A 1,535-nucleotide genomic window follows, 5' to 3' on the forward strand; every position below is an offset into this window, starting at 1 on the left:
GCTGGGATGGGCGCGGCTGGGGCGGCGCCGACGTCCGCTGCCATCCCCGGCAGCCCGGTCTGAGCGGCCGGAGCGGCCTGAGCGACGGAGGCGGCGGTCCGGCTGTCGGGCAGCGCCATCACGTCCGCGCCGCGCGGGTCGACGGTGAGGATCTCGGGATGGGTGAACTGCAGCTGGCCGTTGAACTCGCTGGGCTCGCCGGACAGGACGACAGTGGCGCCCTGGCGCAGACGCGTGCGCACCCAATCCACATACGACTTGCGATAGGAGAAGAACACGAGGCGGGCCACGGCGCCCGCCACGCCGCGGGCGCGGGCGAACGACGAATCGTCCACCAGCGCCTCCAGACGGAAGCCGCGGCGGCTGTTCATCGAGGTGACGCGCAGGTCCAGCACGGTGGCGGCGAAGGCCATCGGGGAGGCGAGGCGCGCCTCGCGGATGGCGCGCGGCGGCACCGGGTCGGTGACGCGGAACGGGTAGTAGGTCAGGGCGTCGCGCACGGTGAGCACGCCCAGCGATTTGAGCGCGGACACACGCCGCTTGTTCGTCAGCAGCGCCGAAAGCAACGTGTCCTGTGCAAGTCCCATGCCGCCCATTCTACGGAAGCCCCGACCATGCGCCTTCGGCTGAGCCGCCGGTCGCGGGCTTGCGCGCACGCGGCGCCGCGCTCCGCAATCGGCTGCGGCGAAGCGGCGGGCTGCGGGGCGACTCTCTGCGGCAAAACGTACTGTAAGCGCGCGTGAGAGTACGGTTCGCCGCATGAGGACCGCAAGACTGCGGCAAAACGTACTGTAAGCGCGCGTGAGAGTACGGTTCGCCGCATGGGGACCGTAGGACTGCGGCAAAACGTACGCTTGCGAGACGTAAGAGTACGGTTTGCCGTATGGAGATGGAGATGCGGACTGGCGGAGGATACGAAAGAACCCCGCTGAGCCGGGGCTCGAGCGGGGTCTTCAGGCGTTGATTCGTGTGGCTCGCATCAGGCCGCCACGCGCTGCACCTTGCCGGCCTTCAGGCACTTGACGCACACGCGGACGCGAGTGTTCTCGCCGTCGATGGTGGTGCGCACGGCCTGCAGGTTCGGGGCGAAGACGCGCTTGGTACGACGATGCGAATGAGAAACGGTGTAACCGACCTGCGGTCCCTTGCCGCACACTGCGCAACGAGCTGCCATGATAGACTCCCTTGATACCTTGTGTTTCAAGCCTTTTCCATGCCCAGGGCGCTGACCCGGGCACACAACTTTCTGAATATATCCCTCGGTGCGGACGAACACAACCGATCGCGTGTGCTCGGTCAGCCGCGCCGGCAACCCACGCCCCGCCCGTACCGCGCTCACACCGGCAACCCACGCCCCGCCCGTACCGCGCTCACACCGGCAACCCGTACAACAGCCCGCCCCATCAACATCCGCCCTCGCCCGCACCCGCACCGATAGGCCAGCGCCGACGGCCCATATCCACGCCGACGGCTCGGCCGACAGCCGCATCTCGCTAGCGGCCACGCCCCATCCCGCCGACAGCCTGCCAACAGCC

1 protein-coding gene and 1 pseudogene are annotated in these 1,535 nt (G+C 68.5%); both read right to left on the reverse strand.

The features are described 5' to 3' along the window. A pseudogene (locus tag H7U32_RS09340) lies at positions 1-587 on the reverse strand (ATP-dependent DNA helicase RecG); the annotation flags it as partial. Positions 588-979: 392 nt separating this feature from the next. Further along, positions 980-1,174: a 50S ribosomal protein L28 gene (gene rpmB / locus H7U32_RS09345; protein WP_204469792.1), complete on the reverse strand. Its 195-nt coding sequence runs from the start codon at positions 1,172-1,174 to the stop codon at positions 980-982. Between the last annotated feature and the right edge of the window lie 361 nt (positions 1,175-1,535).

The organism is Bifidobacterium pullorum subsp. saeculare, assembly GCF_016899725.1.
Taxonomy (GTDB): Bacteria; Actinomycetota; Actinomycetes; order Actinomycetales; family Bifidobacteriaceae; genus Bifidobacterium; species Bifidobacterium pullorum_C.